A 23,941-nucleotide genomic window follows, 5' to 3' on the forward strand; every position below is an offset into this window, starting at 1 on the left:
TCCGTTCCTGTAAAAGTAGCTGTATTTTTTTACGTGTTCTCCTTCATACGTTTACAGGTATGCAGTTAATGAATCCATAGTCTATAATTTAAGAATAGATGTGAATGGTGATTGAGCTGTTGCCGGGGATGAGGTATTCCAGGTTACCATTTGCTACTGTAGTGGCCTTCAGAGGTTCCTTTTTTCCTTTAATGTATATCTGAAATTCAGGGATTTTCTTTGAAGCTGTTTTTACCAGCATCATCCGGCAGCTGATCCGCTCATCTCCAAGGATCTTAAAGCTGATATTTTTTCCCTTCCTGGCCTTAAATCCTGAAGTGGGGTAGTCGGTGTAAATCATGAACGGCAGCCCTGGTATCTGCAGGTAATGCCGTGGCAAAATTCCAAAGGCATTGCCTGCGCCATAAACTTCCTGGCCTACTGTGCCCGATTTCAGCCATCCATCCTGCAGGTCTTCCAGCGCAATCCAGATTTTGGGATCGACTTCTCCTATCTTTGGTTTCTCTTCGAGCATCTTGGCTGGCAGCATGGTAGGGTAATAGTAAACCGCACGGTCTACCAAATAGCGGATATATTCGGCAATGAGCAGTTTTACCGAAGGGAGAATATCTACGTCTTCAGCATGCTTCAGGTAATCGTGAAAAGCGCAAAAGACCTCCTGTTCTTCATAAACAGCGGTATAAGGGGCATCGTTGAGCGGATAAAGAGAAAAGAATTTAGGAAAATGTTTTCCGTACCCATAATTGCAGTCCCAGAGCTGCACGTTGCGGAATATTGATGCCAGGCACATATAGCTCAGCTCCAGGTACAATTCATTTTTAGTGATTTTATACAGCCGTAGTAGTGCTCCTGAAGAGAATGCGGTATTATTGGCCTGATAGAAGATTTCAAAGCCCAGGCCCTGCAGGGTTTTTGCAGCTTTCCCGGCTTCGTTTAAATAACGCTGTTCACCTGTCAGTTCCCAGGCCTGCAGCATCACATGGGCATAAATACCGGCTACATCTTTTTCTCCGCCTTTTCCCTCCGCGGTTTCTGCTTTAATCACTTCCAGGGTATCCATTTTGTAAAACACAGGCCATTGGTATTCAAAATGGTGTGCTACCCTGATCGCAAAATCAAGAGAGTCCAGGAAAAGCTTTTTTGCGGTACGATCTCCCTTTAACGCTAGCCTGGAGAGGTTAAGCAAAGGATGATGCAGGTACCACGAATCCATCACCTTCGGTACTTTTTGTTCTTCTTCGCCTTTGAGTTTATCTTCTGCTGCCGGCAGCCAGCGCATGATGGTACCCAGTTTTTTGTCATAGAAAGCGGGAAGTCCTGCTTTGATCGTTTTCATCACTTCCAGCTCTTTCTTGCTCCACTCTACATAATCCAGCAGGGGAAGTAAAACGGCAAGCTGTACCATGATTTCAGGCGGAGTTTCGTAGTCACTCACGTAAGCATTGAAATATTTGTGTCCTGCTACCTGCGACCAGCAGCCCGGACTGTCGATCAGGTCTTTGAGACCGTTGTCCAGTATGTTGGGCCAGTGTTTATACTCAGTGCCAGGTTTAGGGAGCAGCAGGTAAATCCTGGCAAGTAAGTCGAGATATTGTTTGATCATGTCTGGCTCTTTGTCGACTGGATCTTCGCTGAAAGCGATAAAAGCATCGGAAAGTATGACTTCTTTCCCAGCTTTCAGTGGTTCTTTTGAAGGAGGCAGAGAGAATCCGAGTTCCGGCCATTGCCCGCCCACGGTATCACCTAAGGATGTCTTAGTTTGTTCAGCATAGCCCGATAATGCGGTCAAATTTTGCAGGTAAAGGATCGTGGCAGATTTTGGCCGGGTCTCAGTCAGGTAAAGGAATCCTGTGCGGGTTCCAAACTGGCTCGCATGAATCTTACCTTCAGTTTGTTCAGGATTGTTGTTTTTTCCGTTAAACAAAATGTCTTTTGGCCAGCTGGGCATCATCAGGTCTTTAACCGGGATCAAACTGGTAGTATAACGTAGTACGGGTGATTTTTCACGCTGATCAATGCTGATACTTAGGTATTGCTTACCTATAGCAGATTTTAGTTCAAGTTCTATGCCTTCAGGATGTTGTTTTGATCTGGTGACCTCCATGTCAGCTCCCGGACTGTAAGCCGCGCGAAAACTAACGCGTCCACCCGCAGGCAATTCGGCCTGAACCCAGATCGAATCCGAGATAGCTACCACTTTAAAATGGAAATGAGCGGAGGGCTGTTCATAGATAGCCGCAGGGTTTTCAGAGAGTTCCGCGCTTGCGGTTACAGCCCATGGTGATAGTGCATGCATAGTAAGCTATTTTAAATTTGGGAAAAAAAATAAATAACTATAACGGCTACAAGTCCCAGTATTTGAATGAATTCCATTGAATGGTTTTATGTTAGGTTTACTAATACAGGGATTCCGGAATCAAATGCCCCTTGTGGCGGCGCCTTTGCGCCGGTTTGTGTTGTAGTTGCCATAATTTTTAGTTTTTCGTTAGATTAATGTTCTTGAGTAGTGTCGTATCATAATCAACTAAAGGAAAATAACCGTCAGTATTAAAATTTGTTTAAACTCTTTTAAAAAGGATAATTTTTGCTTAGAAACGGTAGCTGGAGCGCTATCCTAAGGTATTTAATCAACATTGGATAAAGGGTATGAGGGCATCTTAGAGTGTATTTTGCTATCTTTTGTTTTATTAATTCAACTAATTATGAACCATTGCCAGGGGGTTGATGTTTTATGATTTCAATTGATGGAACTAAAATGAACAACACGCTCACAAGGATCTGGAAGGGAAAACAAAGCCTTGAAATGTTTTACCTGGAAGAATATCAGTCGCAAACAATAGCAGGAGGGATAGTATGTGGTTCAGCAAATGATCGCAATGCTGCAGTGAAATACCAGGTTACCCTGGACAATCGCTGGAGAATCAAGACGCTGAAAATTTACCAGCTAACCAAACCATACAAATTTCTTATACTATCTGCGGATTATTATAAAAGGTGGTTTGACATTAACAACAGGCATTTACCCGAATTGGATGGTTGCGTGGATATTGATATTTCGGTTACACCTTTTACCAATAGCTTACCTATAAACCGATTGGGCGAGGAGCTTAACGAAACACAAAGCCTGAAGGTTGTGTATATTAAGGTACCAGAGTTTTCTGTTTTGCCCGTACTGCAGCGCTATACAAGGATTGCTGAGCGGAGTTACTGTTATGAAAATGAGCACACAGGTTTCAGATCAGACCTGATGGTAGATGAACAAGGCCTGGTTGTTACTTACCCGGAGCTTTTTGAACGGATTTATCCGGATGCTGCAAACTGATACCCCTCAGTATGGGGAAATTGGCCATGACGAGTATATTTTACTGCAGCCTTTAAAAAGAGGTTTGGCTGTTTGCCCAGCAAGATTGCTTAACCGCCTAGGGTAAGACTCAATAAAGTTATTGACCGTGGAGAACTCGATAAAATTATTGAACGGTCAGCTACACATTACTCCAGCAAAGACAATTATCAAAAGGACCAGGAGCGTTATAGCGGTCATCATTCCAAACCTTATCATAAAAAGAAATCCTTTCTGGGCGATATTTTTTATTTTTAACTTTGCTTAACTTAATATAGGGGAGCGGAATGGAAAATGATATAGAAGCATTGATGTATCCGATCGGCCGTTTTGTGCCGGCAACACAATACAGCCCGGATAACCTGGCTTCCTGGATTGGCGGTATATGGTCGGCACCACTTTTATACGATTATTGTATTCAGAACCTGGATGAAGCACAGCTCAACACTCCTTACAGGACAGGCGGCTGGAATATTGTGCAGTTAGTGCACCATGTTGCTGATAGCCACATGAATGCTTACATCAGGCTAAAGCTGGCACTTACCGAAGATCAGCCTGCCATCAGCCCGTATAATGAGAACCTCTGGGCCGAATTGCCGGATGTAAAACTAGTGCCGCTAAATGTTTCGGTAACATTGCTGCATGCACTGCACATGAGGTGGGCAACACTGCTCGAAAATTTGAGTGAAGAGGATTGGAAGAAGACCTATTATCACCCTGGAAATAAAGAATATATGCCAGTCTGGCAAATGACCAATCAGTACAACTGGCATGGAACACATCATGCTGAGCAGATCATTTCATTGCGGAAAAGGATGGGCTGGTGAGTTTGAAGGTAATCTCGTCTTAACCGTATATTTGCGATATGAATGTTATTTTAGATAATCCAATATGGTTTGCATTGAATTCGGTAAATGCCCATTTGGGAAGTGGCAATGATAACGTAAAATTATTTGATGCTGCTGTAGCACCTTTTGCAGGGCTCAGCGTGTATGCACCTGGGAATTTTAAACAGTTATTTGATCTGGTAAGTCCGGACCAGGTTGTGGTATTATTTTATCCTGAGGCAGATCTTGATCCTGCTCCATTTAATGTGGTAGTAAAGGTGCCGGGCTATCAGATGGTTTTTGAGGGGAAAGAACCGGAGGCTATATCGGGAGAAGAATTGGTGCGTTTAACAGAAAAGGATCTGGAGGAAATGCTGGCTTTAACCAAGTTGGCGCAGCCCGGACCATTTGCCGGCAGAACGATTGACTTTGGCGGGTACCTGGGGATTTTTCAAGACCAAAAGCTAATAGCTATGGGCGGCCAGCGGTTACAAACACAGGGTTTTACAGAGATCAGCGCCATATGTACACATCCGGACAGTGCCGGTAAAGGATTTGCCGGAAAGGTGCTCAATGAACTGGTCAGGAATATCATTGCCAGCGGTAATGTTCCTTATTTGCATGTGAGGGCAGATAATGCCAGGGCTATAAAGTTATATCAGTACCTGGGGTTTGTTATTCGTACGGAGATGTATTTTCACGTCATAAAAAAAGGAATTGCTCCTATCAATAATTCGTATAGGTAACAAAAATAGCCGTCCAAAAGCACAGCCATCTTCCTGATTGGTTTTTAAATCTTAATAGATGAAGGAGTATTTTCCCCCTTTCAAATGTTTAAACGGATAAGGGTGCTTGGCGCAAATAATTTTCACTATCTTAATTTACTTTTAACATTCATTAACCCTTTGATGTCCGATTCTACAATAGTTAGAAATGGAAAATCCAGATTAGAAGGCAAAATTAACCCATTTCTTTAAGCCTGTTAAAACTCCTGAAGAATTTAAGGGTAAAATATGGGGTATGTTAATTGCTAAATGTCTAGTTCTGGAATAGCTTTACATACTGATAAGCTCAACATCATTGAACCTCCTGTTTTAACCCTGGAACAGAAAAAATTGGCCCTTACAAAAAATATTTTCATTTTCTTTTGACATTAGGCTATCGGGCGTCGTTTTCATACCAGTATTAAACCAAACAAACCAACTTGAGTAAAATTATGATTTTAATTAACTGCGGCAGGTGGTTACCTGCCCCGCAAACCTGGAAAGTTCTGAAATTGACTTTTGGGCTTCTAATAATTGCGTTTTTACAAGTAAACGCACAGGGAGTAACCCAGAATACTGTCACGTACTCCGGTAAAATGGTAAAGCTAGAAACGGTTTTTAAAGAAATTAAGAAACAGTCGGGGTTTTCCTTTTTCTACAATTTGAGCGACCTGGAAAAAGCTGTTCCCGTTTCGGTTGATTTAAAGAAGGCCTCTTTAGAGGAGGCTTTAAAGATACTGTTAAAGGATCAACCTTTAACCTTTAGCATTAATGGCAAGACCGTGTTTATAAAGGAAAAGCCCAAAGAAACCGGAGCAATTAGCCCTCCCTTTCATATAGACACCAAAGGGCGCATAGTTAACGAAGCAGGTGAGCCTGTTTTGGCTAGCGTTGTTGTAAAAGGCACGAAAAAAGGAGCTCCCACCAACAAGGACGGCTATTTTACATTAAAAGGAGTAGACGATAACGCTACGTTGGTAGTCACAGCAGGCAATATTGAAACTTTGGAGATCAAAGTTAATGGTCAAAAAGATTTAGCAATTGTGGGGGTGAAGTCGAAAATTAAAAGTCTGGATGAGGTAGAAGTAACTGTCGTTTCTACAGGGTACCAGGAACTCATTAAGGACCGGACCGGGGGATCTGCAACTACCATAAAAAATGTTGATAAGACTCCTTTCATGGATGTTACGGCAATGCTTGCAGGCAAGATTGCCGGCTTGGACGCTATAACAGCAAACGGTGCGCCAGGAGCCGTTTCCAATATCCGTATCAGGGGTAGTAATTCTATTTCAGGGAACCTGGAGCCTTTATGGGTTGTTGACGGCTTGCCCTTACAAAGCGGGGTGATGTCCATCAAGGGGATCAATTCAGGCAATATACAGCAATCCATATTGGATCATGGCATAGGTGCATTAGCCCCTTCAGATATTGAATCCATAACCGTTCTTCGTGATGCCGCATCAACTGCTATTTATGGTTCACGCGCGGCAAACGGTGTTATTGTCATCAAAACGAAATCTGGAAACTCAGGAAAAATAACGGTTAATTACCAGGGTAATTTTGCAGTGAGCTCGGCTCCCAGGATGAAAACCTTTGATTTTATGAATGCCCAGCAGAAGGTAGATCATGAATTAGATTTGGCAGAGGAGTTTAATCTTTCAGTTGAATTGGGCCAGCCAGCATGGTTAAGGAGTGACTGGCAAAAAGGGCTTATTTCTACAGACGAATACAATACCAGGATACAGGAACTAAAAAAAGTGAACACAAACTGGTTTGATGAAATTTACAGGACCGGTCTTAATCAGAATCACAATATCTCATTGAGAGGTGGAACTGATAAATTATCGTTTTATGGTTCACTGGGACTAACAGACCAAAAAGGAGCGTTAATTTTAAATCAATACAATCAGTACAACATATCGTCAAAAATAGGTTATCGTCCACATAAAAATATTTCAGTAAACCTTACTATCAGGGGTTCCTACAGGGAATCAAAAAACAACGCATCTGAAGTCGATCCGTTAAAATATGCCGTGTTTGCCAATCCCTATGAAAGAGCATATAATGAAAATGGCGCTTATGCCTGGGATCAGACCTGGTTGTCATTGGATAGAAGCCAGTTAAACTATAACACTAATAAATATAATACCTTTAATATTATCAGAGAGTTAAATGAAACCTATAAAAAAGATATCGCTTCTGATCTTAGCTCTCAGTTGGATTTGACATGGCGGATCACTCCGGAGCTTAAAGGGGAAGTATATGGAGGTTTTACCTATTCTACCCTGAATAGCGAAGAAGGAGCTTCTCCGGGCACTTATGCTTCATATATAAATTTTCCTTTCGCCACCGCTTTTGCCCCACCTTATGAAGTGCCAGCCCAATATAATAATGGTTATCTGAAATCGGGGTTCGGCCGTTCTCCCGCTTATTCATTAAGAACCGGCTTTGACTATAAAAAAGAGATCAGGAATCTCCATTTCCTGGATGTTTACCTAGGGGCCGAAATTACTGACAAAAGGAACTGGAACTCTTCGTTTAAGTTACCTATGTATGACTATAATAATAACCTCGGAGGATTTCCGGATTTTCCCTGGAACCCATTGCTAAATTCCGCATTGACGCAAAACATTGGCGCACTTTCCAGCTACCTGTATGGCGGGCAGGATCGCACAGCCAGTCTTTTCGGCGCTTTCTCGTATACATTTGACAACAGGTATGTATTGAATGCAAACTTACGTTTTGATGGAAGTTCTACCATCGATCCCCAAAACAGGTTTGTACCATTATGGTCCATAAGCGGTAGATGGAACCTTCATAACGAAAAATTTATAAAAAAGTGGTTTCCGGATTTCATCTCTGAATTTGCTATTCGCGGAGTATATGGTTACACCGGGAACATCAATAAAGCCGCATTGCCCTATGCCTACATAAGGTTAACCAACAGATCTTACGATAACGAATACCTGGCAGGCACAGTAAGCTACCCTAATCCAAGTATCAAGTGGGAGAAAAAACAGGAACGGTCCATAGGTCTTGATTTTTCTTTCTTCCGTAATAAAGTAGGGGGTATGTTCAATTATTACAATAACGTTACACACGATGTACTCGGTGATGTTTATAACCTCCCTAACTCTTATGGGATTCCACACCTGGCGATGAATATGCATTCCATAAAAAATACAGGGCTGGAATTGAATTTAAATTTTCGTGTCCGGTTCAAAAAAGACTTATCGTGGATTGCTTCCTTTAATGCTGCCAAAAATACAAACCGGATCATAAGCGGCCCGTATGCCACCCCCTTGGATTGGAATGATCCATCTAATTCTACCCTTAACATATGGGGAGGTATCCCAAGCGCCACCAATATCCAGGGATATCCTCTGGGTACGGTATTCGGATACCGGTACGCTGGTGTAAACCCCTTAACCGGAAATGTAGAAGTGTTCCTGTCAGAGGAATCCCGGAATATGTACGCCAAAGTAAAGAATATATCTATTAACGAAGTTCCTGAAGCATGGAGCCTTAACGCAGATCCGGGAGGGTTCACCGATTACCGGACCCAATGGCTAAATCGTTCAATGGTGAAATTAGGCTCAGCCTCTCCCAGCTACACTGGAGGCTTTACATCTACATTAAGTTGGAAAAAATTGGAACTGCGCACGAGTTTTTCCTATGCTGTAGGACATCTGATCAGAAAATTTGATGAAAGAGATTTAGCAATTTCAAATAACTCCGGCCAGACAGCGGGAATATATACTTCGCGCCTGAACAGGCGCACGAATGTGTTTGATCGTTGGCGGATACCCGGAGATATCACAAATGTTCCTTCAATTAACGCCAATCAGGATGCATATACTTATTATTTAACCTCAGACAAATTCCAAAAAGGGGATTATCTGGATTTAAGAGAGCTAGCGCTTACCTACAATCTAAATAAATCTTTTATCCAAAGGCTTGGAGCGCAATCTGCACAGATCGGCATACAGGCACAAAACCTATTTGTGTGGACTAAAGCCGAGGCCGTAGATGTCACAACAAGAACACCTTTTGGATATCCCAGAACGAAAATGTGTTTATTAAACCTGCAATTGTCATTTTAATATGAAAAGATATATACTAATTGCCATCGTATTACTTGGAACGGCGTTAATGCCGGGCTGTAAGAAATATTTACAATATACCCCTGCTGATACAAGGTTCCTGATTGATATGCCATCAATAAAACAAACGCTTGCATCCTACCTATATAATTTTCAGCGTAATGCAAAATTTGTTGGAGATGCCCCAGGCCCCTGGCTACGCGACTGTTATTACAGCAGCACTTATTTCGAATACGCCGATGTCTGGTCTTTTAGCAATTTGGATGCAAAATCAACTGCTTTAACCGAGAATGAAAAAAGGCTTGCAGGCAGAATAAAACTCAATAACCCTGAGTGGGCTTCCCATTATGCTATTGTGGGATTCATGAACCTGATTATTGCCGAAGGGTTGAAAACCAAGGACAATGAAGAGATGAAGAACTATGTAGTGGGAGAAGCTTTAATTCACAGGGCATTTTCATTGTTTAAGTTGTTGCAGTATTATAGCCCGGTGGATGATCCTGCTTTGGGCATTCCCATAAATACGAGTATTGATACTAATTATAAGGATCTGGATTTATCAAGAAAATCACAAAAGGAAGTATTTGACCGTATTATTAAAGATCTGACTGATGCTGAATCAAGAATAAATAAAACCCTGCCTAGAGCTTCATACAATATACTTTACAATTATGATGTGATATACAGGTTGCTTGCACAAACGTATCATTGGTACGCAAGTACCACCGGTTCCAATGAATATTGGGCTCAGGCGGCCAAATATGCCGATCTGGCTATTAACGATCAAAAAGCTGCTGCTGGCGCACTGCCGCAGGATCTTGCGACTTTGAAGCGACTTTGTTTTACCGCCTCTTTTGTAACTGGTACAATAAGTACTGAGGGCTACCCTGAATCCATTTTTAACATGAATGAAATGAGCACAGAGTTTTCAATCAATTATGGATATAAATTTGATTTATGGAATTCCTTATATAAAGATAATGATCTGCGTAAAAGAGCCTGGTTCTTAGCCAGCAATAAACAGACAACACCTATTGCCGATCTTACACCTACAGATTTAAACCCTGTTGCCAATAAATTGGCTTCTTTAAGTATCTATCGAAAGTTTCCGGCCTTCCGTCTTTCCGAGCAATACCTGATATGGATAGAAGCATTGGCCCATACTGATTTTGATAAGGCAAAAACTGTGTTGAAAACATGGCAGTCCAGGCGTTATAGTGGTAATGCCAGTGATTACTACACCCCTGGATCCGTTCATGATCTGGTTAATGAAGTACTAAAGGAGCGTAAAAGGGAGTTTATCCTGGAGGGCGATATGATCTGGCTCGATATGAAACGCACGCATACTTCTGAAACTCGCGTGGTGCAGGGCAAACAGTTCGAACTGGTGGGTAATGACTGGAAATACCAGTTTATGATTCCCGCTTCCGAAACTGAAAAAAATCCTGGAATTAAACAAAACCCAGGCTGGAGCGATGTTATTGTTATTCCATAATTTCTAAACAATTTATCATGAGAAATATAAGATTATTAATCTCAATCACCGTTGCATTTTTATTTTGCTCGTGTACCAAAGACAAACCATTTGACTACAAACTGACTGATTACAGCATAGCAAAGGTAACCTGCCAGGCCAGTAGCAATATCCTGATAGCTGACAATGTATCTGAGCTGGATCTGGACGTAAAAATATATATAGAAAACGGTACTTATACCGATATCAATTCTGTTAAGCGGACAGCCTATAAAGAAGTTCCGAAGGAGCGGTGGAGGAGTCATGACATTAAATTTTTCCTTGCTGATGGAACGCCTGTTGTTCCGCCTTTTAAAACAGCTTCTTCTTCAGTAAATACCTTACAATTTTATGCTGCTGTTGATGGTATTCGTTCTACAAAATCTGTAGCAGCTTATTTGAGCGAGTTTCCTCCTTTAGGCAGTAAAGTTACCCAGATAGCCCAACAACCTGAGCCGTCTTTCTTTTCAGTGCAGGTAAAAACTCCCTTCACAGTTGGGGCCGTTAAGAGAATGCCTGTTATATTCCATGTGATTAATCCAAAGCGTAACGAGGATACTTATCAGCGTATAGATAACGCCGTTCTTTATAATATCATTGATCAGTGGAATAATGTGTTTGGTCGTAAAAATGACAGGTCACCCAATGGAGGGAATCCTAATATTGAATTTGTACCTGCCCTAAAAGACCCATCCGGAAAGCTGCTCGATCAGCCGGGTATTCACAAAATTATATTAACAGACGCACAGGTTACTACTTTTGAAGCCGGGGCTTTGTCTTATATATGGTCTAATACCAGCACCTTTTACTGGAACTGTGATAGATACCTGAACGTCTGGATATCTTACAGTTCTTCCAAACTTCCTACAACTGTCTGGCAGAACTATATTAAAAAAAGTCTGCCATTGGTCTATCCGCAAGGCGTGTGGAACAATTCGGCATTTCCCCTGCCGGCTGATTATCAGGCTGTGGTAAAACAGCTTAATGCAACAGCCCTGGACGCCTGGAAGTTGAATCCTGGCGGAACTGCAAATACGGGTGAACTTGAACAAGTAGGCTTACTGTTTGATTATTCTCTTCTGGCTGTAAAAGACCGTGTCAATGTTGTTCAGCCAATGGGTGCATTTCTTGGATTGATTCCGAATGCTCCCCTGCTTTCTACCGGGAATTATCTTTTGCCGCCGACGGGCTCAGTAAGGAAATGGTATGACGATTTATGCACGGATACCTGGAGGTATAATTTATGGTTTGCAACGCTTGACAACGGCGGATTCGAACCTGCGGGTACAGGAAATCCGACCACCAAGTTTGGTCAAATCTCCGGAAGCCCGAACGTTTACACCTCCTTCAATATCATGGAGATAAGTTCCAATTGTACTTCCATAAGCCAACAACAAACCGCGCGGATCAATTGGGTACTGGAAAATGCTCCGGGAAGACAGGCCTGGAAAAATCCCTCGGCTATAACAAAATGATTGCAGGTATTTATTCAACATTTAACACGAATTAACTTAACATTTAATACAACTTAATAAACATGAAAAAAATCTTTTTCTTATTTGTACTTATTTTTGTGATGACTGGTACGCTATGTGCGCAGGGCATTTCATTTGAGCACGTTACATTTTCTGAGGCCTTGGCAAAATCCAAAAAAGATAACAAGCTCCTTTTTGTTGATTTCTACACGGATTGGTGCGTTCCCTGTAAAAAGATGACTGCGGAAACCTTCTCACTTCCTTCAGTCGGCTCCATCTTCAATGATCGTTTTATCGCAATTAAAGTAGATGCCGAGAAAGGAGAAGGCATCGAGCTTGCTAAAAAGTATAAGGTAAATGCGTTTCCTACTATGTTTTGGATGAATTCGGAAGGGAAAATTGTCTACACAGTTGTCGGCTATCGTAATGAACCTGACTTCCTGAAGGAAATTGAACGTATAAATAAGTCTGCCGAATTTGGAGGGCTGGAAGCTATGACCCAGCAATTTAGAAACGGCTCAAACGATCCTGTTTTTTTATTGAATTTTTATAAATTACTGGCAGAGAAGGATCCTATGCGACCAAAGGTTGCACTTCAGTATCTGAACAGCTTGCCTGATGATCAGCTTTTTGATCAGGATAATGAAATGACAATTGGTATAATTGGCGATATGATTGACGTCGTGAATATGTTTGATAAACGTTTTTTTTATCATTATGCTGAAGAGCTGAAGAAACGCGTTGACGCGGGCATGAAAATCTCCAAAAGTTATAGTTTAGGGGTTGCTTTTACTATTCAATTGAAAATACGTGATTTTCTGAATGCGGCTATTTCAAAGCCAAATAAACAATTGTTTGATGACCTGGTAGCCTATCAGGAAAAATGGCCCAATCATTCATACAAAAATCGTGATGGAGATACGAATCTGCAGACTGGCAGAGGCATCGGCTTTGCATCCTCAGATTTTTTAAAGCTCCAGTATATGTTTGTTAACGATGACAATCCCAATTTATTCAAACAAATGCTGGTTCCCTATATGACTAATTTGATGCAGGATTCTAGTGCCTATAGTGCAAATAAGAGGTTGAATAACCTGCTGAATCGCCCAGACCGAAAGAAGGGCTTTAATGACATGCTGTACATGCTCTTCAAAGGATATAAAGACATTTCTATGAATAATATTATCAACTGGACTGATTATTTCTGGAAAAACTCGCCATCCGATAAAAGAACCAGGGAACAGGTGTCGACCTGGGCGTTTTTTGCAGGCGAATTCAATCCATTACAATCCGGGTTAGTAATAGAAGCCGCTATACTTATCAATAGAACTGGTGATAAAAACAAAGCGTTGGCTTTACTTGACAAGACCATAACGTTACATAACAAGATGGCTATTAAAAACAAAGACCGTATTGTAAAGAATCTCGAAAATGCTAAGCGAGACATCATAAATAAAAAGGTATAGTGCCCTAAGCCTGAAATACGCCTAAATTTCATTATAACAAAGCTTACCGAATAGATTCACGATCTCACGCCGGCGAATCTGGCAAGCTTTGTTTTTTTGATTATATTTAACTCCTGCAATGTCCATCCAATCAGAAAATATAGATGTAGTTAGCGGATTGCGGCAGGGAAAAAACCATGCCCTTACTATCTTATTTGACCGCTATTTTACCTCTTTATGCCATTTTGCAACACGTCTGGTTCAGGACAGTGAAGATGCTAAAGACATTGTTCTGGTTACTTTTAATAAGCTTTGGAATAGCCGTGAGAACTTTCATTCCGAGCAAAACATTAAATCATTTTTATACATTGCTGTTAAGAATGCTTGTTTTGATTTTCTTAAAGTTAACGGGCGCCGGCTGGCACACCACGAGAGTTTTTCAACGCTGGACGAGATAAATGAGGGGGACTTTGAACTAAGACAAGTCGAAACAGAATTGCTGAGAAAGATATATGAGGAAGCTGCTAAGCTTCCAGAAAAATGCAGAAAGGTATTTGAACTTACTTATTTGGAGGAATTAAACTCCAGTGAAATTGCTCAGCAACTCAATATATCCATTTCTAATGTAACTAGCCAGAGAGCCAGGGCCATCCAGTTGCTTAAAATCGCTCTTTTAGACCAAGACCTCCTATTTTTTTATTTCTTACTTTTAACTTTGAACAGAAAAGTTTAGCCCGCTACAAAAAATATTTTCATTTTCTTTTGACATCCGGCTATCCGGCGTCGTTTTCATATATATAACGCAATTCTTATCTTACCTATCAAAAAAACAACACAAAACCAAGATGGCACAATTTCAAGAAATAGAGGATTTGATACTAAAGTTTCTGAAGAAGGAGATAAGTCCTGAAGAAGAGAGTTTATTACAGCAATGGATAGATCAAGACGATAAAAACAAAATGCTGTTTAATGAACTAACAAATAAGGATTTACTTCAAAATAAAATGCAAGCCTTCCACAGCATAGAAAAATTTCAAAAGGAGGCTGCAAGAAAAGAGCTTTTTATGCAAATAGGGACTGAGGCTAAAGTAGTTCCAATCAATAGATTTAAGAGGTCATTAGGCTGGATTGCTGCAGCCGTTGTTATAGGTGTGGCTGCCATTGCGATAATAATGAATATTTCAAAAGATAAGATGATTTCTACCCCGGTTGCTGCACAGCCTTCTGAAACTGATGTAGCTCCAAGACATGATGGTGCCGTTTTAACATTAGCGAGTGGAAAAACAATTGTTTTAGACGATGTAAAGGATGGAAAACTGACTGATATTGCGGTAAAGAACCGTAACCAGGTTTCTTATGTAAATGGCAGTAAAGAAAAAGTTGAACTGAACACCATGACGACACCAAAAGGGAAGCAATTCTCCCTGGTGCTTGGCGATGGCACTAAAGTTTGGTTAAATGCGGCCAGCTCTATTACCTACCCGACAGCTTTTGTTGGAAATGAACGAAAAGTAGATATAACTGGTGAAGTTTATTTCGAGGTTACTCATGATGCTAAGAAGCCATTTAATGTAACAGTAAACGGTATGAATGTTCAGGTGTTAGGAACACATTTTAACATTAACAGCTATGGAGATCAAGGAAGCATAAAAACCACATTGTTGCAAGGCAGTATCAAAGTTTCCATTGCAGGGAAAACCCAAATGATAAAGCCAGGACAACAAGCGCAGGTTTCAAATGAGAACATTAGAGTGGCATCAAATACTGATGTGGCAGCAGTGATGGCATGGAAAAATGGATTCTTTTCTTTTGAAGGCGTCGATGTAAAAGTGCTTATGAAAGAAATATCCAGATGGTATGATGTGGAAGTGATCTATCAGGGAGAACCTAAAGATCTTTTCTCAGGCGAAATTGACCGGAACTTAACATTAACTCAGGTTTTGAAAGGTCTGGCGGATACAAAGGTGAGATACCGTATAGAAGAGGGGAAAAAACTTATAATACTTCCATAATTGTTCCCTGCCAGTAACATTTTACTGTTGTATTAACCATGATGGCCTAGGCGGTAATGTCAAAAAAACTAGAATGTTTGGTCGGTCGCTGGGATTATACTTAATTCAGGCTGCGCGCGAATTTGACACAAGCGAAAAATGGAACGTTATGGCAGACTTTCAGATACTGATCTCTTCCTCCTTAGTAAAGAGGGTGACGGTGCCGCGTTTACTGAAATCTATAATAGATACTGGGTAGTTGATGGAGCATTTTATATGCAGGATGGGAAATCCATGTGGGTAAAATTAACGCATTGGTTTATCAGGAAGCGGAATTGCCTGTAATGGACTATACCGCTGAAGCCAATGATATCGTGAGCAGCATTGGCTTCCATGTTGCCTCCCTGGTTGAAGATGGGGCAACCCTGCAGTTAGGTATAGGCAGCATTCCTGATCAGGTATTAAAAAAACCTGTCGGGCCATAAAAACCTGGGCCCGCACACGGAAATGTTTTCGGACGGCGTGATATCGCTGATCAATAAAGGAGTGATTAACAACAGCCTGAAAAAATTGAACCGCGGCAGGTCTGTTACTGCCTTTATGGCGGGCACCAGGAAACTTTATGATTTTGTAGACGATAATCCTGCTATCCGGGTGATGGATATCAGTTATGTAAACGATACCAGCACCATCGGCAAAACCCAAAAGTGGTGGTTCAAAGGAGAATAAGTTTATAGCCATCTTTTATTTCCATCCTGGTACTCTTATCTTTTTTAAGTAGTGCCAGTTTTGAAAGGTCTCAAACCAGAATTCTGCGTCCGGAAAAAGAACGGAAATAGCTCATTTAGGTTTTATTTGTTTTCTTTCTGTATTTCCATTTGCAGAATAGCATTGCTGTATTGAGCAGTAAGGAAAATATATTGGTGGAGATGATTGGTATATCCGATTTAGAACCACCATAATAGATCCATAGCGCGTTTCCGAGAATCAATACAATGAACATGATCCAGGATACATCGGATGCTTTTTTCTCCTTTATGGTTTTAACCAGTTGTGGTATGACCGACGATGAGGTACAGATACCTGCTACAAGTCCCAGTATTTGAATGGATTCCATTGAATGGGTTTTATGTTGGTCTTACTGATGCAGGGATCCCGGAGTCAAATGCCCCTTAGCGCCGTGCTAAGGGGCAGGGAAGATTATCCTTTTTATTATTCAGCTGCTGCCTGTTCATTGATTGAGCTTACTGCAATTTCTGTAAGGGCGACGTCAGTTGCCTTTTCATTGTCAAGTGTAAATTGCAGGAGTTCGGCCACATCGGTATGTCCCATGTTGTTGGCAAAAACTACCAGAGTACCATAGGTTGCAATTTCGTAATGCTCTACCTTTTGGGCTGCCAGGATTAGCCCTGCATCCCGGATCATAGTATCCGCATCGGTATCCTCAATTATGCTTTCAGCTTCTTTTATCAATCCTACCATGGCATCGCATTTTTTTGCCTGAGCTTTTTCATCCAGTAGCTGAAAAACCTGCTCCAGAGTTGCAATGTGATTATTGGTTTCTTCTGTATGTTTTTCAAATGCAGCTGCGAGTTCAGGGCTGGTTGCGGCCTTCTTCATTTTTGGGAGCGCTTTAGAAAGGTGTTTTTCTGCCCAGTAGATGTCTTTGAGTTCATCTACGAAGAATTCATGGAATTCTGAATTTTCCATCTTGCCTGTTTTGGATTTTGTGGCGGCTTTTGCGCCGGTTTTTGTTGTAGTTGCCATAATTTTTAGTTTTTCGTTAGATTAATGTTCTTGAGTAGTGTCGTATTATAATCAACTAAAGGAAAATAACCCGCAGTATTAAAATTTGTTTAAACTTTTTTAAAAAGGATGATTTTTGCCGGGAACGGTAGCTGGAGCGCAATCCTAAGGTATTTAATCAACATTGGATAAAGGGTGTTGTTTTAGTTTCTTTTGGGCTTTTTTAGGTTAGGTTTAAAACATTTTGATCTTATAGGGGGTTAATGAATTTACCTATTACAGATCTAATCTTCAACATTATGAAAACAAAAAGCATATTAAAATTTTTGCTGAGGTTCGCCAGGTGCTTATAGATAAATTTGGTGGAGTAACTGTCTATTCCAGAAATCAGGTTAAAGGATTTTGGAAACCGGGGGAAGGAAAGGCGGTAGAGGATGAACTGTTGGTGTTTGAAGTGATGTGCCTAAAAATTGATCCCGCATTTTGGGATAAGCTGAAGCTGAGACTGCTCAAAATTTTTAAACAGGATTCGCTGATCATCAGGTGTTCTAAAATAGAACTCCTTTAGACGTTATGTATGCTGGGTTTTTCCGTTGCGGTGGACAACAGTCGGTTTTGAGTTTTGTTTAACAAAATGTTAAATAATTTTTATGAAACTTTCTTACTTTCAGTCTGTTGATTTTAAACGAACTTAAAGACATCTATTATGAAAGCAGCAGTATTTCACAAACCGGGAGACATCAGTTATACTACGGTCGCCGATCCCAGGATCGAACTGGCCACCGATATCATTTTAAAAGTAACCAGCACTGCAATATGTGGTTCTGACCTGCATATTTTAAGCGGGGCGGTGCCGCAGACTACAGATATGGTGATGGGCCATGAGTTTATGGGTATTGTTGAAGAAGTGGGGGCTGAAGTAAGAAATCTTAAAAAGGGAGACCGCGTCATTGTTCCTTTTCCGATTGCCTGTGGTCATTGCTTTTTTTGTAACCATGGTGCTTCTCCATCCTGCGAAAATTCCAATTACAAGCATTACGGCCCGAACGGGGATCTGATGGACCAGAAAGGAGCTGCTTTGTTTGGTTATACTGATCTGTATGGTGGGTATTCGGGAGGGCAGGCAGAATATGTGCGTGTGCCTTATGCAGATGTAAGTCCGAGAATCATTCCGGATAACCTGAGCGATGAACAGGCACTTTTTCTGACCGATATTTTTCCAACGGGATGGTCGGGTGTCGACTGGGCGCAGTTGAAAGGCGGTGAGGTTGTAGCGATTTTTGGATCTGGCCCTGTAGGACTGATGGCACAAAAGGCCGCCTGGCTAAACGGTGCCAGCCGGGTAATTGCTATTGATCCACTGGACTATCGTCTGGAAAAAGCTAAAGCGGTTAATAAGGTAGATACACTAAACCCACATAGAGTTAATGTAGTGGAAGCCATTCGTGAAATGACTCAGGGAAGAGGTGCAGACGTTTGCATTGATGCAGTAGGATTTGAACCCGAGCGCAGTTTTATGGATAAGGTAAAAGCAACGATCAATTTTGAAAAGGGCAGCATGAAGGTGCTGGAAATGTGTTTTGAAGCGGTTCGCCGTAGCGGAACGGTATCAGTCCTGGGGGTTTATGGTAGTCCTTACGATAATTTCCCGCTGTTCAGGATCTTTGATAAAGGCATCACCATTAAGCAGGGACAGGCTCCGGTACTGAATTATATCGATCATTTGATCATGCTGGTCAGAGAAGAAAAGGTGGTGCTGGATGATATCATTAGCCATAAACTGCCTTTGAGTGAGGTGGCGCAAGGATATAAAATATTTGATGAAAAAGCAGATGATTGTGTAAAAGTTGTTTTAAAACCTTAATCGATTTGTTTAAAACTTAATATAGCCATTATCTGCCGGCCCTGCAGCCGCGGTTCACGAACGAAGCGTACTTTCGCCCGTGTTCTTGCGCTCTGATTTTGAAAGCATCCGATTTTTTCCCCAATCATAGTCTTCCTTAAAATCCTCATCGGGGTGGAAGTAATAAGCAGGAGTAGTACTGAAGCGGATAGCGCGGCCTGGTTTTGAAGTTTCCTCTTTTTTCGTTGTTTTAGATTTCATAGCTTAAGATTTGATATGAATTTGAACAACTAAATGATGCAATTGTTTTTATTGTCATTCAAATATGAAGCTGATAAAATGGATGTGAAAACAAAAAGACATTTTCTTATTCTGTGGTCAATTGAGCAGTCATTTGAATTGCAGCATTTACCGCACCTTCCATATAACCTGGGTAAACGGTAGCGCACTCAGTTCCGCAGAAAAACAATGATCCATTTAGATAAGCTAACAAACGATCCTTATGGGAGTATTAGTTTGAGCAAAGGCAGCGCTTCCAGAAAACAGAAATGCAAATAACAAAAAGGTAATTTTATAGAATCTCATAAGGTTTTATTTAATGATGCTGTGTTCATCAGGATTCCATAAAAAAATAGAGTGTTACCTCTGGTATAATTTAGACGATAATACGCTCATTCTCCATATGCTGGATGGCGCGCCGGCTACAACATCAGCTGAAGAATTTTCGAATTTTTGGTTTTTATGTTTGAGTTGTGCAGGTCTTTCCACAAGTCACCTTTTTCGAGCAGCCTTGATGGTATGTTTTCTATTGTGAAGTCTGACGGCTTTAGGTCTAAGGTTAGTTCTTCCCATTCGATGGGCGTAGAAACAGCAGGCTGTTTGGACGGCCTGACGCTGTAGGCAGCAGCCAGCGTATCGGCCTGATCATTCTGTGAAAAGTCGACAAAGAGCTTGCTGCCTCTTTTGTCAACAGATACTTCCAGCGTAGTGAACATGGGTGTCAGTTCATGTATTTCCTGGCAGATGTGTTCAGCTATTTTCCTTGCCTGCGGATGAGTAAATCCTTTGCAGGGGATAAAAATGTGGATGCCGGTTTGTCCCGATGTTTTGATAAAAGCGCTGAGCTGCTGCGTGTGAAAATATTCTTTTGCCTTTACTGCTGTTTTCGCTGCCTTTTTAAAGTCTTCATCAGAGGGGTCGAGGTCAATGGCAATGTAATCCGGTTCGTCCGGCTTTTTTGTAGTCGAATTCCAGGGGTTTAAATCGATGCATCCCAGGTTAATGAGCCAGAGTAGTGCCGGAAGGTTGTTGCATACAGCATAGTCAATGATCCCGGCTTTTCCTTTTACTTTGTGTTTTCTTTTAGTGGAATGGATGTCCAGGAAGTCCGGCTGGAAGCCTTCCATGTCTTTGATGTAGAATCCCGGGGCGCCGGCACTGATGTTTTTAACGTGCAGGGTCAGTGGCCGGTCTTTCAGATGCGGCAGGATGTACCGCGAGATGCTGTTGTAGTAGGCAATCAATGCAGCTTTATTGGTTTTCTTCCACAATTTTTTTTCAATATTGCTGAGCTGTAGGGTTTGCTTTTCTATGGTTATTGCTCCCTCAGATTTAATCTTTTCTTCAAAGATCTTGTTCCAGTTGCTTTCAGCGGAGATGTTGCTCCGGGTGGATCCATTGTTTTTTGATTTTGGAAAGAGCTGGCCAACGGTGCTGTGTTTGATTTGGGTATGGCCCCTTGCTTTGGTGGTAGTTACAGATTCGTTCAGTACCTCGGGACCGTTGACTTCTGCATCCAGCTGCGCTGATACGGCGCTGTTTTTACGGTTGCTGTGCCATATCCTGGAATGGCTGTTCATCGCTACTTCCAGAATGGTATAACCGGAAAGCACAGATTGATCTTTTTTGGTGATGTCTGTCTCCAGCTCGTGACCGTCTTTGACTTTGGTGAGCAGCCAGGCATTTTCCGCCTTTCCGTAGGTTTTGATCAGGTTGAATTTTCCTTTGAGTTTTTTGCCGTGTAAGGTAATGCTCAGTTTATTTTTATGGTAGTGGGAGAGTAGCCAGTGTTCCTGCTCTTTTTTGCCCTTTATGTTTTCTGATGGTTCCCAGGTACCATTGTCCCAGACCAGAACGGTACCACCGCCATATTGTCCTTCCGGGATGATGCCCTCAAAGTCTTTATAGTCATAAGGGTGGTCTTCTACTTCCATGGCCAAGCGGTGGTCTTTGGGGTTCATGGATGGCCCTTTGGGCACTGCCCATGATTTGAGTACACCACGGACTTCCAGCCTGAAGTCGTAATGCAGGTGTGAGGCATCGTGTTTCTGAACAACAAAGATCAGCTTTTGGTTGTCCGGAGCACCGCCTGTAGGTTCCGGGGTAATGTCAAAGCTGCGTTTCTGATGGTATTTTTCCAGGTCGGATTTGTTGTCTTCTGCTTTTTTATTATTTTTTACATTGTCTTTATTGCTGCTTTTTTTACCCTTTGGCTGGCTGTTTTCCTGTTCTTCCTCATGCTGCTGCTCAATGACCGCTTCTACCGTCTGACTTTCTTTGGGTACCTCTCTGACCACATCTTTGGGCTTTTTGTCTTTACGGAATCCAAGGAAGGTGGCGGGTTTACGGATCCGGCCGGATTTTGTCCAGGTGGCGAATTCAAAATTGGCTACTAGTATGGGTTTTACCCAGTGTGTTTTTGCACCTTTGGTGTCCAGCACTTTATTGGCAAAGGGAGATTCATCCGTTTCTATTTCCTGGAGCTGTTTGAGTATGCCGGGCATTTCGGCCTGTTTGTATCCACCACCTGATCGTCCGATCCATTGCAGCATTCCGTTTTCATAGGCGCCGAAGAGCAGGGATTTGAAAGACCTGGATTTGTCTGACTCTGCCCAGCCGCCAATCACAAATTCCTGCCTTTTTCGGGTTGGCACTTTTAACCAGTCATACGCCCTGGCGCCAGGGACATAGGGACTGTCTTTTTTTTTGGCGACTATGCCTTCCAGGTTATCTTCGAGTACTTTTTCATAGAGCGCCTTTCCGTCTTCAAAGCTCTGGCTGAACAGGAAAATCTGGTTGCCTTTGACGAGGGTTTCCAAAAGCTCTTTACGCTGGCAAAGCGGCAGCTCCATCAGGTTGTTGCCATCCAGGTATAGCAGATCAAATACGCAGTACCGGATCGGGCTGCGTTTCCCGTTGTAAAGTTGGAGGGTATCAAAATCGGGTTTGCCTTCTTCGTTTAAGACCACCACTTCTCCATCAATGATCAGGTCATGTTCCAGGCTTTTCAAGGCTTCGGCAATTAGCGGGTACTTGCGGGTATAGTCAAGGCCACCTCTTGAACTCATGGTTACTTTGTTCTTTTCTACCCTCGAGACAATGCGGTAGCCGTCCCATTTCATTTCATAAATGTAATCGGTGCTTTCCACAGGCGCCGCGGTTAGGGTGCAGAGCATGGGCGAAACAATGGCTGGCATTTTTGATCTGGCCATTTTGTTAGTGCTGGCTGAGGTGTTTGATGGCATGCTGCGCCGCATCATCACCTTCCGTAAGTTTTTCCATCCTGTCCTGCAGGTCTTTGTCCCAGTCGAGTACCGCGTTTTCCGGGGTATTACCGCAACCATAAATGCCGACTTCAGGATCAGGGCCGAACAGGCAGCAGTAAGCATCACCTTCAGGGTCGCTGTTTTTATAAATCAGTGGCTTTAATTTCTTTGCTTTTTCAGGTACCCATTCCTGTTCAAAGTCAATGGCTATCGCTTGACGTTCCTGGTTGATATTGTTGTCCATAGTAATTGGTGTTATTTAAAAAGATAACAAATACAGATTGTATTGGGTTTTGGGATTAGGGGGGCAGATATTGCTTACCTGGACAAGTAAAAGTAAAACATGGCTTTTACGATCTGGCTCATGGATCGTTTTCCTGTCACCCAGTCAGAAATACTCTCCCGGTCTATTCCTGTGTCAAAAGCGATTTGTTTGATCCTGACCCCTTTCTCCTGCATCCTTCGTTCCAGCCAGGCGGTGTTGACAATGCTGGCAGGAGCGGGCGCGAAGCTGGCCGGACTGACCCTGATTTCTGCGCCGGGACAGAGTTTCTCAAAGAGCTCTTTTGTTCTGCCGATCAGTGTAGCTTCTGTTGCATACTTGCCAGACTTGGTTTCGCCCTGTGCCGTTTCTATTTCAAGGTAATCGTCGGAAACTGAAAGAATGGTAAAGGTAATGTTCGATTGTGTCTTATGGCGTTCTGCTGCCTTTGAAAGTTTTTCAATTTGGGCTGCTGAAAGCCTGGAGCTCAGTTGCTCAATTCCTGGGATACTGCTCATATTATATAGGTAACAAAAATAGCCGTCCCCTGGTCTTTAATTTCATCAAATTTGGAGACACCCAAGGCGTCCTTTTTAGTTAAGTATTTGACTGCGCCGTAAACAGCGGCGCCGATCAAAGCTGTTTTTAATAATCCCATGGTTTCAAATGTTTAAACGGATAACAATTGCCAAAAGACTTTGTTTAGTTGAGCTGGAAAAGCGTTGAACGACCTCTGCTGCATTCGTAGTGATCAGTCCTCTGATGCGAGACAGGAGAAATCACCTGGATGAGATTCTCCAAAGTGCCCAATTAAGGCAGGAGTTCTGAACTCAAAGGCACCGCCAGGAAAACTTTGTTGATTTTAGGTTGTTATTGGAATACATACACCTAGAAATTTATAATTATGCCTAGAGGAACAAAAGTGGAAAGAAATTCGGTATCGAACCAGCCACACGAGATCAAGTACGAAGCTGATAAAATGAATGTGAAAGCTGCTGATATTAAGGATGCGAAAAAAGGCGGATCCAATCAGCGAAAAGACATTGAAAAAAAAGTAAAGTAATTAAAGCCCCGAAAGGGGCTTTTT

Annotated in this window: 22 protein-coding genes; 14 read left to right on the forward strand and 8 right to left on the reverse strand. The window is 42.0% G+C overall.

Annotated features, from left to right (window positions below; translation table 11 throughout):
- Nucleotides 1–88: 88 nt before the first annotated feature.
- On the reverse strand, nt 89–2,296 hold the full coding sequence (locus B9A91_RS15510) for a glycoside hydrolase family 88 protein (RefSeq protein ID WP_084239927.1): 2,208 nt from the start codon (nt 2,294–2,296) through the stop codon (nt 89–91).
- A 459-nt stretch (nt 2,297–2,755) separates the two neighbouring features.
- Between B9A91_RS15510 and B9A91_RS15515 the strand changes: the two genes are divergently transcribed.
- From B9A91_RS15515 to B9A91_RS24435, 11 genes are all read left to right on the forward strand, one after another.
- Nucleotides 2,756–3,322, forward strand: coding sequence for a putative glycolipid-binding domain-containing protein (locus B9A91_RS15515; protein ID WP_159451713.1), 567 nt, complete (start codon nt 2,756–2,758; stop codon nt 3,320–3,322).
- A 305-nt stretch (nt 3,323–3,627) separates the two neighbouring features.
- Complete coding sequence (locus tag B9A91_RS15520) at nt 3,628–4,167, forward strand: YfiT family bacillithiol transferase (protein WP_084239929.1); 540 nt, start codon at nt 3,628–3,630, stop codon at nt 4,165–4,167.
- A 38-nt stretch (nt 4,168–4,205) separates the two neighbouring features.
- Nucleotides 4,206–4,913 (forward strand): GNAT family N-acetyltransferase, encoded by a 708-nt coding sequence (locus B9A91_RS15525; RefSeq protein ID WP_084239930.1) that lies wholly within the window; start codon nt 4,206–4,208, stop codon nt 4,911–4,913.
- A 614-nt stretch (nt 4,914–5,527) separates the two neighbouring features.
- Complete coding sequence (locus B9A91_RS15530) at nt 5,528–9,034, forward strand: SusC/RagA family TonB-linked outer membrane protein (protein ID WP_159451714.1); 3,507 nt, start codon at nt 5,528–5,530, stop codon at nt 9,032–9,034.
- Between the two features lies 1 nt (nt 9,035).
- Nucleotides 9,036–10,529 (forward strand): RagB/SusD family nutrient uptake outer membrane protein, encoded by a 1,494-nt coding sequence (locus B9A91_RS15535; RefSeq protein WP_084239932.1) that lies wholly within the window; start codon nt 9,036–9,038, stop codon nt 10,527–10,529.
- Between the two features lie 17 nt (nt 10,530–10,546).
- Nucleotides 10,547–12,022 (forward strand): hypothetical protein, encoded by a 1,476-nt coding sequence (locus B9A91_RS15540; protein ID WP_084239933.1) that lies wholly within the window; start codon nt 10,547–10,549, stop codon nt 12,020–12,022.
- Between the two features lie 62 nt (nt 12,023–12,084).
- Nucleotides 12,085–13,488 (forward strand): thioredoxin family protein, encoded by a 1,404-nt coding sequence (locus tag B9A91_RS15545; protein ID WP_084239934.1) that lies wholly within the window; start codon nt 12,085–12,087, stop codon nt 13,486–13,488.
- Between the two features lie 118 nt (nt 13,489–13,606).
- Nucleotides 13,607–14,200: an RNA polymerase sigma-70 factor gene (locus B9A91_RS15550; protein WP_084239935.1), complete on the forward strand. Its 594-nt coding sequence runs from the start codon at nt 13,607–13,609 to the stop codon at nt 14,198–14,200.
- A 112-nt stretch (nt 14,201–14,312) separates the two neighbouring features.
- On the forward strand, nt 14,313–15,479 hold the full coding sequence (locus tag B9A91_RS15555; RefSeq protein ID WP_084239936.1) for a FecR family protein: 1,167 nt from the start codon (nt 14,313–14,315) through the stop codon (nt 15,477–15,479).
- Between the two features lie 275 nt (nt 15,480–15,754).
- Nucleotides 15,755–15,943 carry a hypothetical protein gene (locus tag B9A91_RS24430; protein ID WP_235012577.1) on the forward strand — a complete coding sequence of 63 codons (189 nt, stop codon included), beginning with the start codon at nt 15,755–15,757 and terminating at the stop codon, nt 15,941–15,943.
- A 22-nt stretch (nt 15,944–15,965) separates the two neighbouring features.
- Complete coding sequence (locus B9A91_RS24435) at nt 15,966–16,187, forward strand: acetyl-CoA hydrolase/transferase C-terminal domain-containing protein (protein ID WP_235012578.1); 222 nt, start codon at nt 15,966–15,968, stop codon at nt 16,185–16,187.
- A gap of 115 nt (nt 16,188–16,302) precedes the next feature.
- On the opposite strand, the gene B9A91_RS15565 is transcribed toward B9A91_RS24435, so the two are convergent.
- Both B9A91_RS15565 and B9A91_RS15570 read right to left on the reverse strand, forming a co-directional pair.
- Complete coding sequence (locus B9A91_RS15565; protein WP_084239937.1) at nt 16,303–16,575, reverse strand: SemiSWEET family sugar transporter; 273 nt, start codon at nt 16,573–16,575, stop codon at nt 16,303–16,305.
- A gap of 95 nt (nt 16,576–16,670) precedes the next feature.
- Nucleotides 16,671–17,225: a YciE/YciF ferroxidase family protein gene (locus B9A91_RS15570; protein WP_084239938.1), complete on the reverse strand. Its 555-nt coding sequence runs from the start codon at nt 17,223–17,225 to the stop codon at nt 16,671–16,673.
- Between the two features lie 322 nt (nt 17,226–17,547).
- On the opposite strand from B9A91_RS15570, the gene B9A91_RS15575 reads away from it, so the two are divergent.
- Together B9A91_RS15575 and B9A91_RS15580 are read left to right on the forward strand one after the other, a co-directional pair.
- Entirely contained in the window at nt 17,548–17,772 is a 225-nt protein-coding gene (locus tag B9A91_RS15575; protein ID WP_084239939.1) for a hypothetical protein, read from the forward strand.
- A gap of 138 nt (nt 17,773–17,910) precedes the next feature.
- Nucleotides 17,911–19,068 carry a zinc-dependent alcohol dehydrogenase gene (locus B9A91_RS15580; protein ID WP_084239940.1) on the forward strand — a complete coding sequence of 386 codons (1,158 nt, stop codon included), beginning with the start codon at nt 17,911–17,913 and terminating at the stop codon, nt 19,066–19,068.
- Between the two features lie 54 nt (nt 19,069–19,122).
- Here B9A91_RS15580 and B9A91_RS15585 read toward each other — a convergent pair whose 3' ends face one another.
- From B9A91_RS15585 to B9A91_RS24260, 5 genes are all read right to left on the reverse strand, one after another.
- A complete protein-coding gene (locus B9A91_RS15585) occupies nt 19,123–19,308 on the reverse strand; it encodes a hypothetical protein (RefSeq protein ID WP_084239941.1) in 186 nt (61 codons plus the stop codon).
- Nucleotides 19,309–19,748: 440 nt separating this feature from the next.
- Nucleotides 19,749–22,538, reverse strand: a complete 2,790-nt coding sequence (gene ligD, locus B9A91_RS15590; RefSeq protein ID WP_159451715.1) for a non-homologous end-joining DNA ligase — start codon at nt 22,536–22,538, stop codon at nt 19,749–19,751.
- Between the two features lie 4 nt (nt 22,539–22,542).
- Nucleotides 22,543–22,836: a hypothetical protein gene (locus B9A91_RS15595; RefSeq protein ID WP_084239943.1), complete on the reverse strand. Its 294-nt coding sequence runs from the start codon at nt 22,834–22,836 to the stop codon at nt 22,543–22,545.
- Between the two features lie 74 nt (nt 22,837–22,910).
- Complete coding sequence (locus tag B9A91_RS15600) at nt 22,911–23,372, reverse strand: helix-turn-helix domain-containing protein (protein ID WP_084239944.1); 462 nt, start codon at nt 23,370–23,372, stop codon at nt 22,911–22,913.
- Nucleotides 23,369–23,512 carry a hypothetical protein gene (locus tag B9A91_RS24260; protein ID WP_200815673.1) on the reverse strand — a complete coding sequence of 48 codons (144 nt, stop codon included), beginning with the start codon at nt 23,510–23,512 and terminating at the stop codon, nt 23,369–23,371. Before B9A91_RS24260 ends, B9A91_RS15600 begins: the two co-directional genes overlap by 4 nt.
- A gap of 246 nt (nt 23,513–23,758) precedes the next feature.
- Here B9A91_RS24260 and B9A91_RS23990 point away from each other — a divergent pair, with 246 nt between their 5' ends.
- A complete protein-coding gene (locus B9A91_RS23990) occupies nt 23,759–23,917 on the forward strand; it encodes a DUF3606 domain-containing protein (RefSeq protein WP_144008957.1) in 159 nt (52 codons plus the stop codon).
- The last annotated feature ends 24 nt before the right edge of the window (nt 23,918–23,941 follow it).

The organism is Pedobacter africanus (assembly GCF_900176535.1).
In the GTDB taxonomy this organism is placed as follows: Bacteria; Bacteroidota; Bacteroidia; order Sphingobacteriales; family Sphingobacteriaceae; genus Pedobacter; species Pedobacter africanus.

Excerpts from the sequence above, each read along its gene's own strand:
- B9A91_RS15510 (WP_084239927.1), bottom strand. The coding sequence starts at position 2,296 with ATGCATGCACTATCACCATGGGCTGTAACCGCAAGCGCGGAACTCTCT.
- B9A91_RS15515 (WP_159451713.1), top strand. The coding sequence starts at position 2,756 with ATGAACAACACGCTCACAAGGATCTGGAAGGGAAAACAAAGCCTTGAA.
- B9A91_RS15520 (WP_084239929.1), top strand. The coding sequence starts at position 3,628 with ATGGAAAATGATATAGAAGCATTGATGTATCCGATCGGCCGTTTTGTG.
- B9A91_RS15525 (WP_084239930.1), top strand. The coding sequence starts at position 4,206 with ATGAATGTTATTTTAGATAATCCAATATGGTTTGCATTGAATTCGGTA.
- B9A91_RS15530 (WP_159451714.1), top strand. The coding sequence starts at position 5,528 with ATGGTAAAGCTAGAAACGGTTTTTAAAGAAATTAAGAAACAGTCGGGG.
- B9A91_RS15535 (WP_084239932.1), top strand. The coding sequence starts at position 9,036 with ATGAAAAGATATATACTAATTGCCATCGTATTACTTGGAACGGCGTTA.
- B9A91_RS15540 (WP_084239933.1), top strand. The coding sequence starts at position 10,547 with ATGAGAAATATAAGATTATTAATCTCAATCACCGTTGCATTTTTATTT.
- B9A91_RS15545 (WP_084239934.1), top strand. The coding sequence starts at position 12,085 with ATGAAAAAAATCTTTTTCTTATTTGTACTTATTTTTGTGATGACTGGT.
- B9A91_RS15550 (WP_084239935.1), top strand. The coding sequence starts at position 13,607 with ATGTCCATCCAATCAGAAAATATAGATGTAGTTAGCGGATTGCGGCAG.
- B9A91_RS15555 (WP_084239936.1), top strand. The coding sequence starts at position 14,313 with ATGGCACAATTTCAAGAAATAGAGGATTTGATACTAAAGTTTCTGAAG.
- B9A91_RS24435 (WP_235012578.1), top strand. The coding sequence starts at position 15,966 with ATGTTTTCGGACGGCGTGATATCGCTGATCAATAAAGGAGTGATTAAC.
- B9A91_RS15565 (WP_084239937.1), bottom strand. The coding sequence starts at position 16,575 with ATGGAATCCATTCAAATACTGGGACTTGTAGCAGGTATCTGTACCTCA.
- B9A91_RS15570 (WP_084239938.1), bottom strand. The coding sequence starts at position 17,225 with ATGGCAACTACAACAAAAACCGGCGCAAAAGCCGCCACAAAATCCAAA.
- B9A91_RS15580 (WP_084239940.1), top strand. The coding sequence starts at position 17,911 with ATGAAAGCAGCAGTATTTCACAAACCGGGAGACATCAGTTATACTACG.
- B9A91_RS15585 (WP_084239941.1), bottom strand. The coding sequence starts at position 19,308 with ATGAAATCTAAAACAACGAAAAAAGAGGAAACTTCAAAACCAGGCCGC.
- ligD (WP_159451715.1), bottom strand. The coding sequence starts at position 22,538 with ATGGCCAGATCAAAAATGCCAGCCATTGTTTCGCCCATGCTCTGCACC.
- B9A91_RS15595 (WP_084239943.1), bottom strand. The coding sequence starts at position 22,836 with ATGGACAACAATATCAACCAGGAACGTCAAGCGATAGCCATTGACTTT.
- B9A91_RS15600 (WP_084239944.1), bottom strand. The coding sequence starts at position 23,372 with ATGAGCAGTATCCCAGGAATTGAGCAACTGAGCTCCAGGCTTTCAGCA.
- B9A91_RS24260 (WP_200815673.1), bottom strand. The coding sequence starts at position 23,512 with ATGGGATTATTAAAAACAGCTTTGATCGGCGCCGCTGTTTACGGCGCA.
- B9A91_RS23990 (WP_144008957.1), top strand. The coding sequence starts at position 23,759 with ATGCCTAGAGGAACAAAAGTGGAAAGAAATTCGGTATCGAACCAGCCA.